The sequence below is a fragment of the Zhenhengia yiwuensis genome (assembly GCF_014384995.1).
Classification (GTDB): domain Bacteria; phylum Bacillota; class Clostridia; order Lachnospirales; family Cellulosilyticaceae; genus Zhenhengia; species Zhenhengia yiwuensis.
The window spans coordinates 1-9,826 of sequence record NZ_JACRSY010000059.1; the positions used below are offsets into that span (position 1 = coordinate 1).

The window sequence follows — 9,826 nt, forward strand, 5'->3', positions numbered from 1 at the left end:
GAAGTTTAAATTCTTTGTCATATCTCTTAGCCATTGTTTTAGGACACCTCGTTCATTATAGTTATTTCTATTATAACTCAAATCTCCATTCTATGTGTCCAATTTTTATTCTAGCATCAAAGGTTAATCTTTTCAATTAACAACGTGTCGCACCAATGTACTCTTCTATTTGATCCCATGCTACGAAATTTTGTTGCTCTGTCTCACTTAATTCAAAAATAGATCTTGCCCGAATATAGGCATTAGGCATATAGTATATATCGGATTCTATTGTACCAATAGCTATCTTCAAGCGTTGTTTTTTTAGTAAACACTGCTTTAAATCTTGCTGCTCACTTATTCCTATCAATAAAGTAAAAATATTATTTTTTAAAATCTGTATTACATAAGCATAATTTATCTGTACTATATCTTTCATACATTTTTGAATGCGTGATAAAACTTCTAATTCTGAACCTATCTCTTTATCTTCTTTTACAAGTAATATACTGTGATAAGGTGCTGTTAATGTTATCCCTACATTCATACATTCTTGATAAAATACTTCCTTATCACCTATCGTTCCATTAATAAGTTGATTAAGTAAAAAGTTTTGTTTAATTGGAATATTTTTTTCAAACTCATATTCTAATCTTTCATTTTGCTTACTTAAATACCCAATAGTTTCTTTTATTAAATCTATTTCATCTTTATAATCTTTCTGATTAATCTTTATGCGATAAGGTTTCGTTAAATATTTAAGCTGCTGAATAGGTCTATAATTATTTCTAGCTATCCAAATTACAAAACCCATTCCCACAACTAATATAATTCCCATAATACTAAACATGGTTATTTTAAGTATGCTTAAACTTTTTAGTATCTCATCGTTTGATGTAACAGACATATAGGCAATATTAAATTCTGGCATATAACTTATAAATAAACTTTTTCCTTGAATAGATTTGATAATATATGTCTTATCCTCTATTAAATTATCGCTCTTTAATAACTGCTTAATATCATTTTTTATTTCTTCCGTTTCCATATCCAGTTGAAACTGTTTATTAATTTCTTGATAGCAGCTCTCTAATTCTTGTTTTGTAACTAAGTAGTCCTTACGTTTTATGTCTTTAGACTCTGCACCTAATATGGCATTTAAATGAGTATTCTTCATTTTAAAAATAACATTACCAACTAATTCACCACGATAAAAATAAGGAAATGTATAAAGTGTATAATCTTCACCTTGATCTGTAATATCTCGAATTAAGGTAGGCTGTTTAATGTTTTGCAGCATGATTTTATAAGCTTCACTCTTTAAATCATTGGGACTATACTTATTATAAAAATCTGTTGTTTTAATACTACTTGTACTGCTATACGAATATTCTGCCTCATGAAAAATCACAAAAATATCTTCGTAAATATCATTGATAATATTATATTTTTCTAATGCCTGAATTAATTCCATAGCAGATGTAATGTCTAAATTGAGCTCAAATGGTTTATATGTATATGTAACTTGCATTGTAATACTTCTACATGTATCCAATACTCTCTCCAAATTATAAGTAGCAGCTTTAAGCGTTGTTATATCTTTTTTTAAAACTTCTCTCTCTAGTGCCTTAAACCCCATATACCTAAAACTAAATACTAAGATTATAACAGGCACAATTAATATGGACATATACGAGATAATATATCGATATAGTACTACTCTATCTTTATATTTAGGCCGCTCCCCCACATGATCTCCCTCCTAAATTTATAATATAAATTTAATTATATCATAATATTCTTTATTTTTAATTTTATATTTTTAAAAGGCATAAGTCTTATCCAGACCTATGCCTTTTCTACACTTCTTATTTATATCTTTCATAGCCCTCTTGATAAATTTGTACATATCGTTCAACATTCATTTCTTTAAGTCGTGATTTGTAATCTTCCCAATCTTTTTCTATATCACTTGTACCTGTAATCCATTTTGCTTTCATTTCTTCAACATAATTATTAAGATCTGTTGATATAGTTGATAATTCATTAAGTTCCTCATCTGTAAATCTTATAACTGGCATAACTTCTTTATTAGCATATGGATCATATAAATTATATCTTTCAATCTTCTTTTTCTTATCTACTGCAAAGTCTATTTTTTCATACATTTCACTAGTCATAATCCCTGGTGCATTAGCTGCAGGTACAGTCTTAAAACGATATTCATCAATAGACATTCCCTCTGGAGCTTCTACTATCTTATACATTTCGCCTTCTTTTTGTAGACTTTTACCTACTTCACCCCAATGTACTTGTATAGAAATATCTTCTTCATAAAATTTATCTATCCATTTCATAGTAGCTATTGGATCAGGATTTACATTTGTAATAGCAAATTTATCTAAATACATGCTATAGTTATACCTATTCCATTTCTGGTCACCATTCGGTCCAATTAAAGGTTCCATAACTACATAGTCATTATATGCACGTTCTGCTCCTACAAAATTCTCATCTGCATAAATAATAAATGCACCAACAATCATTTCTTCACTTTTACCTTTAGAAACATATTGACTCTGATCCTGAGTAAAAATTTCCTGATCTATTAACCCTTCACTATAAAGTTTTCTGAACCATTTAATAGCCTCTTTATACCCATTCTCCATAGCAGAGAATTTGACTTCACCATCTTCTAAGATAATATGCCCTGGTACATCCAATGTTCCAAATGCTCCTGAAAGTGAATAATCCCCTGTATAAACCTGATTTGCACGATATGTGAAAGGAATTTCATCATTTTTTCCATTTCCATTTGGATCTTGAGTCTTAAATGCCTTTAACACTTCATAAAATTCATCTGTTGTTTTAGGTACATCCAAGCCTAATTGATCTAACCAAGTTTTATTAATAAATAAATTATCTGGTATATTTTCTGGTAAAAATTCATCATAAAATGGTAAAGTGTAAATTTTACCATCAGGAGATGTTAAAGCCTTCTTTAACTCTGGATATTTTTCTAACATTGCACTTACATTAGGCGCATACTGAATTAAATCATCTAATGGTAAGAGCATCCCCGCTTTACCATATTTATTAATATCTGAATCCGACAATCCCCCTCCAATAAATAAATCCGGCAAATCATTTGATGCTAACATTAAATTCTTTTTCTCATTCCATACATTACCTGGAATACATTCATATTCTACATTAACACCAGTCTCACTAGAAATGCGCTTTAAAATATCCATCTGATTAAAGTCCCCACTTAAAGCACCTACCGCAGCTACCGCCTGTAATGTCAGTGGTCCTTCTTGTTTTATGGATTCTTTTCCTTGATCCCCTACTGAACTACAACCTACTCCGCTACCTGCTATTATTACTGTAGCCATACCTAAATAAAATACTTGTTTTAAAAAACGTTGCTTCCTCATTTTAAATTCCCCCTTATATATTTGACTTTTATCAACCTTTGACTGAACCAATCATCATACCTTTTACAAAATACTTTTGTATAAATGGATATACACATAAAATTGGTAATGTAGATACAATAATAACCCCATACTTAAGCATATCTGCTATTCTTTGCTGCTCCATTACACTTGCTGCACTACCTCCCATACTCATAGATGCTTCTTGTTGAATAAGAATTTCTCTTAATATAACTTGTAAAGGATAAAGCTGACGATCCCTTAAATAAATCAAGGCATTAAAGTATGAATTCCAATGTCCTACAGCATACATAAGCACTATAACACCTAGTATAGGCTTAGCAAGCGGCAGTACCACACTAAAGAAAAACTTAAAGTAACTACATCCATCCATTTGCCCTGCTTCAAATAATTCTTCAGGTATATTACTTACAAAGTAACTCCGACTAATAATCAAATTATAAACACTTATAGCGCCCGGTATTATTAGCGCCCACATCGTGTTATTTAAATGTAATCCACTAACCAACAAATAAGTTGGAATTAATCCACCACCAAAAAACATGGTAAAGGTAATCATTCCCATTAATAGATTTCGACCTACTAATTCCTTACGTGATAACGCATACGCAGCTGGAATTGTTAAACATACATTCAGTAAAGTTCCTGTAACTGTATATTTAATCGTATTTGCATAACCTTGCCATATATCTGTATTTTTTAGTACTTCTTTATATCCATCTATATTAAGTCCTACTGGAAGTAACCACACTTCTCCTCTAGCAACTGCATCTGGTTCGCTAACAGATGCTACTACAATAAAAATTAAAGGATATAACACAACAAGTAAAATAACTGATAAAATAATATAATTCATTATGTCGAATAATTTATCCCCTTTGCTCTGCCTTCTGAAATCTGAACTTATTAAAGCTCTCATCATTTCACCCCCTACCATAGTCCTATATCACTAATTTTTTTCGATACTTTATTAACTATTATTAATAATGTACAGTTAATAACTGAATTAAATAAGCCTACCGCTGTAGAAAAACCATACTGCGCATTCAAGAGACCCATTTTATAGACATAGGTAGCTATAATTTCAGAACTACTGATATTCTGGGAATTCTGCATTAAATAAGCTTTTTCAAAACCTAAACTCATAACACTTCCAAAGTTCATCACTAAAATAATCATAACTGTCGGTAAAATAGCTGGTAAATCTACATGTAAAATACGTTTAATTTTACTTGCTCCATCCATAATAGCTGCTTCATGTAATTCAGGGCTTACTCCAGATAATGCTGCTAAGTAAATAATGGCATTCCATCCCATATTTTGCCATACACCCGATAATACATAAATATGCCTAAAGTATTCTTCTTTTCCTAAAAATAAAATAGGTTCCTGTCCAAATAGTTGTATAATTTGATTTACTACACCACCTCTAGGTGATAAGAAAATATTAAGCATACCTACTAATACAACAATAGATATAAAGTGTGGGGCATAAGTTACTGTCTGAACTAATTTTTTAAATTTACTACCTCTTAGCTGATTTAATAAAATAGCTAAGATAATAGGAATTGGAAAGCCTGCTATAAGTTGATATAAGCTTAAAATTAACGTATTTTCTAAAAGCTGTTTAAACTGATAAGATTTAAAAAAACGTACAAAGTTATCAAAACCAATCCATTCACTTCCCATAATTCCAGCAACAGGATTATAGTCCTTGAAAGCAAGTTGAACACCATACATAGGTCCATAGCAAAAGATAATGAAATAAATGACTGCTGGTAATATAAAAACATAGAGTTGCCATGTTTTAAGTAGCCTTTTGACTATACTTTCTTTTTGATGTATAACTACTTCGCCATTTATTCCTTCAATTGTTAAAGACTCTTTTACTTCCCCCTTCATTTTTAACCTCCTCTTAAAAATTTAATTAGCATGCTATCTTTGTTACTTATTAACAATTCTATATTAAAGTAAATCCATTTTTAATATACATTTTTTTATTTTAACCTTCTAGCTATGTAAAATATTAAAAAATATACTATTTTATAAAAAATTGAATACTTTTCATAGTATTATTTCATAATTTCCTTTCATCTTCTTAAAGTCTGCAATAATCCTAGTTTTTTTTAATGATGAACTAATATGGCCTATCCTTATTCATCCTAACAAAGCAGAAGTTTTATCCTAAGCAATTTAATTTTAATGAAATAACCCAATATGAATTAAATATAATAGTGGCTAAAATCAATAATAGAACTCCTAAATATTTAGGATATAGAATACCTAATGAGATTTTTTTAAGAGCACTTAATAAATGGTGCACTTAACTTGACAAACTATTAAATAAAAAAGAGACCCTGTGAAGGCTTTATATGTGCATTCTAAAGCCCCAGAGTCTCTTTTTTATTCAATTATTTACTTAGTACTATATCAAGAAATCTACTAATAAACATCAAGTCCTTTTCAAGACTTATCCTATTATTTTGTTGAATACTCTGCAATAATATCCTCAAGTGGCTCAAGCTTATCAAGCTCCGCCATCATCTCATTGTAACCTAAACGATCAAGTTCAGCCAGATAAGCATCCCAGGTATCATCAACATCTTTTTTGCCAAGTATACATTCTGTGCGATATGTAGAGATATAGGCACTGATTTCACCTGAATACTCAGCATTTAACTCTGCATAATTTGTTTCTCTTCTGATGTCTTCTTTGTAGTTTGGATGCTGGAATTTCATCCATGACCCATTAGCTTCTTTTGCCCAATATTTTAGTCCAGCTTCAAACATTGGCTCATAAGAAGTCCATTTTGTCACTTCTGCATCTTGACCGAATTGTGAGAAAGACCAAGTTCCTTTTTCACCAGAAGGAAGTTGATTAATTTTCACAGGCATATCTCCTTCCCATTTCCAGTCAACTCCCTCTTCACCAAAGAAGTGAGATGCTCTTGTTTCACCAAATAAGCAGTAATCTACAAATTGTAAAATCTTAGCTAACTTCTCATCATCTACATTAGCATTAACATAGAAATTCCCATATCCTGGAGAAGATGCTACACTTGCTTGAACTTCTCCACCTTCTGGCTTAATTCCTGGAGTCATTAAGATTTTAACATCAGGATTATTTCTAATTAAACTTAGTGGAGGACGCTCAACAGCCCATGAGTTAAGAGAGTTTGTTGATGTAATCCAGTACCCTGCCTCGTTTTTATTGACACGTTCCCAAGAAATGTTACGGTTTTCAGTAATAATTTCCGGATCCACTAAACCTTCTGCATACATCTGTGCAAAGAATTTAAGGTATTCTTTATAACCTGGTGTTGCATACCATTGTACTGCCTTACCATCAACATTGTTAACGCCACCTCTAAACCCAAAAGCTGAGAAGAATGGCCCTTGTGTTAAACTAGGTGCATTAACCCCTACTGTATCTGCCTTACCATTTCCATCTGGGTCGTTATGTACAAACTTCTCCATAATTTCTTTGAACTTATCTACTGTAATACCATCATCTGCAACATAAATATTTTCACTAATCTGTTCAACATTTACGCCTAAATCTATGCCCAAATCTAAAATCCAATCGTAACGATAATAATCATTAGGTAGATAGTAGTCAACAAACTGTAATGTAATACCTGTTAAATAATCAAATTGAGTATTGTCTTCTGCATTTAATGTTGCTGCATAAAGTACTGGATTTTCTTCATAAATTTTAATGAAGTTCGGTGCATACTTTTTAACCATTTCTACAGGAATGGTACGGGTCAATTCTTGATCTTGCATATACTCTGGACTTTTACCAAACCAGCCACAATCTGGCATATCGCCAGAAGCAAGTGCAAGGTTAATTGCTTCATCATTTCCTAGCTTAGGCACTTCAATATTTATATTTAATGCATCTGAAATAACTTGTTCTACATAGCACCCTGGTTCATATTCATCACACCACATACCATAGTATGAAATGTCATATCTTTTATTAGGGTCTGGTTCCACATCACTTCCTGACGAGGAAGTTTGCCCTGCGCTTTTACTATCTCCTCCACTTTCTGGTGCCTTGCTACAACCAACTGTACTTATCATCATCATACCTACTAACAATCCTGCTACTAAACGAGATGCTTTCATACCTTTTCTTCGCCCCCTATTGATTTATACTAAACGTATTTTATAAAAATCGCTTATCCTTTTACGCCTCCAAGCATAATCCCTTTAACAAAATACTTTTGTAAGAAAGGATAAACCATTATTATCGGTAATATAACTAAAATTGTTGTTGCTGCCTTAACTGTATCTGGATTCATATTTGTAGCATCTACCATGGCCTGAACCTCATAAGGTGTATCGGGTGTTCTTTGTAAAGTCTCCATCATACGTCTTAAGAGATACTGTAAGGTTAAGAGATTATCATTTTTACGACAATAAATCATATTATCAAACCAAGAGTTCCACTGCCCAACCATTTGCCATAAAGCAACTGTTGCCAAAACTGGCTTTGATAAAGGCATAATAATTCGGGCAAAAATTTGAAACTGACTTGCCCCATCAATACTTGCTGCTTCTTCCATAGCACTATCAATAGAAAAGAAATAGTTTCTAATGATAATAGTATTAAAGATACTAAATCCACTTGGAAGAATGTATACTAAAAAGTTATCTAAAAGGCCTAAATTTTTGATATTAAGATATGATGGAATCATACCACCAGAAAAAAACATAGGAATTAAAAAGATTGTTGTGATTAATTTACGAAATGGCATATCTGTTCGAGTAAGTGTATAAGCTGTTAAACAACATATTATTACATGAAGTGCTGTTCCTGTAACAGCTCTACTTACAGAAACAAAAAAAGCTTTTATAAATTCACTGTCTTGAAAACAGAATTTATAAGCATCTAATGTCCATACTTTAGGTAGCCAATTGACGCTCATATATGAAATATCTGTTGGTCTTGAGAAAGAACGAACAATCATATCCCAAAATGGAATTAAAATTGTAATACAAAATAGGATCATAAAGAGTATATTGCAAAAATCAAATATAGTTCCACTTATTGATTTTTTAATATGTAGCATTTGCCCTTGTTGGCCTTCTTTTTTTAACATCTTTTATCTCTCCCTTACTATATAATACGGTAATCAGGATTAGCTTTTCTTGCTAACCAATTACTAAATAAGATCAAAATAACTCCAACAACATTTTGGAATAATCCTATAGCAGTTGTTAAATCATATTGAGCCTCTACCATACCTTTACGATAAACATATGTAGCAATAACATCTGCCGTTGGATAAGTCGCTGGATTGTATAGGTTAAAGATAGGGTCAAAACCAACACTCATAAGTGAACTAATATTTAAAATAAGTAAAGTACAAATAGTAGGCGCTAATGCTGGTAAAGTAACATATAGAACCCTCTGAAAACGATTGGCACCGTCTATAATCGCTGCTTCATACAGCCCCTGATCTATACCAGCAATAGCCGCTAAATAAATAACAATACTATATCCTGTTGATTTCCAAAGATTTGTAATCAAGAAAATAGGTGTAAACATATCTTGTTCAACCATAAAATAAATAGACTTATCGATAACACCTAATGATACTAAAATTGAATTTATAAGACCATTTGATGGAGATAATAATTGATACACAAATCCACCAACTACAACCCAAGATAAAAAATGTGGGAGATAAGTAATTGTTTGAACGACTCGTTTAAATTTCATATTCATAAGTTCATTAACAAGCAATGCAAATATAATTGTTACAGGAAATGAAGTAACTAAGGAAAGTACACTTAATTTTATTGTATTGAATAAAACCCTATAAAAATTTGGGTCTGAAAAAATCTTTTGAAAATGTGCAAGTCCAACCCACTCACTTCCTAAAATACCCCTAGCCATTTTAAAATCCTTAAATGCTATAATAATGCCATACATAGGAACATAGCTAAATAAAATAACTATAACAAGTGCAGGAATTAAAAATAAGTAAAATGGATAATACTTTTTCATTTGACTTATAAGTGTTTTATTATTTTTTGCATTAATCTCTTTCGTTATTTCTATTTCTTTCATTATTTTACGTCCTTTCTACTCATAATAGATGATACGTTTGCTTTATTCTCTTTTATTATCCTTTCTATAAAATGTGCACTACTTGTACTTTTTAAAATATTCATAAATATATTATCAATAAATTATAAACAATTTTCAATAATTAAATTAAATAAAAAAAAATTATTTTCATGTGCACTATTACTAAATGATACTATGTCAAGAAATTAGACACTACAAACGGAGATTTTCTAGTTAACTAGCTTTCTTCTGTTTGTAGTATTCTTTTTCGTAAGCAATAGGTGTTTTATACCCTATTGTTCCATGA

Annotated in this window: 7 protein-coding genes; all 7 read right to left on the reverse strand. The window is 31.0% G+C overall.

Going from position 1 to position 9,826, the window contains the following annotated elements:
* Positions 1 to 136 precede the first annotated feature (136 nt).
* Complete coding sequence (locus H8718_RS18885; protein WP_249334525.1) at positions 137 to 1,729, reverse strand: hypothetical protein; 1,593 nt, start codon at positions 1,727 to 1,729, stop codon at positions 137 to 139.
* A 118-nt stretch (positions 1,730 to 1,847) separates the two neighbouring features.
* Positions 1,848 to 3,416: an extracellular solute-binding protein gene (locus H8718_RS18890; RefSeq protein ID WP_249334526.1), complete on the reverse strand. Its 1,569-nt coding sequence runs from the start codon at positions 3,414 to 3,416 to the stop codon at positions 1,848 to 1,850.
* A 31-nt stretch (positions 3,417 to 3,447) separates the two neighbouring features.
* Positions 3,448 to 4,356 (reverse strand): carbohydrate ABC transporter permease, encoded by a 909-nt coding sequence (locus tag H8718_RS18895; RefSeq protein ID WP_249334528.1) that lies wholly within the window; start codon positions 4,354 to 4,356, stop codon positions 3,448 to 3,450.
* 11 nt (positions 4,357 to 4,367) lie between these two features.
* The gene (locus H8718_RS18900) at positions 4,368 to 5,339 is read right to left on the reverse strand and encodes an ABC transporter permease (protein ID WP_249334530.1); all 972 of its coding nucleotides are present in this window, start codon (positions 5,337 to 5,339) and stop codon (positions 4,368 to 4,370) included.
* Between the two features lie 576 nt (positions 5,340 to 5,915).
* Positions 5,916 to 7,568, reverse strand: a complete 1,653-nt coding sequence (locus H8718_RS18905; RefSeq protein WP_249334532.1) for a type 2 periplasmic-binding domain-containing protein — start codon at positions 7,566 to 7,568, stop codon at positions 5,916 to 5,918.
* Between the two features lie 53 nt (positions 7,569 to 7,621).
* Positions 7,622 to 8,545, reverse strand: coding sequence for a carbohydrate ABC transporter permease (locus tag H8718_RS18910; protein WP_249334534.1), 924 nt, complete (start codon positions 8,543 to 8,545; stop codon positions 7,622 to 7,624).
* Positions 8,546 to 8,562: 17 nt separating this feature from the next.
* Positions 8,563 to 9,519, reverse strand: coding sequence for an ABC transporter permease (locus tag H8718_RS18915; protein ID WP_249334536.1), 957 nt, complete (start codon positions 9,517 to 9,519; stop codon positions 8,563 to 8,565).
* Between the last annotated feature and the right edge of the window lie 307 nt (positions 9,520 to 9,826).

What these genes read in the sequence shown, in the direction of transcription:
- H8718_RS18890 (WP_249334526.1), bottom strand. Translation starts at nt 3,416, where the DNA reads ATGAGGAAGCAACGTTTTTTAAAACAAGTATTTTATTTAGGTATGGCT.
- H8718_RS18895 (WP_249334528.1), bottom strand. Translation starts at nt 4,356, where the DNA reads ATGAGAGCTTTAATAAGTTCAGATTTCAGAAGGCAGAGCAAAGGGGAT.
- H8718_RS18900 (WP_249334530.1), bottom strand. Translation starts at nt 5,339, where the DNA reads ATGAAGGGGGAAGTAAAAGAGTCTTTAACAATTGAAGGAATAAATGGC.
- H8718_RS18905 (WP_249334532.1), bottom strand. Translation starts at nt 7,568, where the DNA reads ATGAAAGCATCTCGTTTAGTAGCAGGATTGTTAGTAGGTATGATGATG.
- H8718_RS18910 (WP_249334534.1), bottom strand. Translation starts at nt 8,545, where the DNA reads ATGTTAAAAAAAGAAGGCCAACAAGGGCAAATGCTACATATTAAAAAA.
- H8718_RS18915 (WP_249334536.1), bottom strand. Translation starts at nt 9,519, where the DNA reads ATGAAAGAAATAGAAATAACGAAAGAGATTAATGCAAAAAATAATAAA.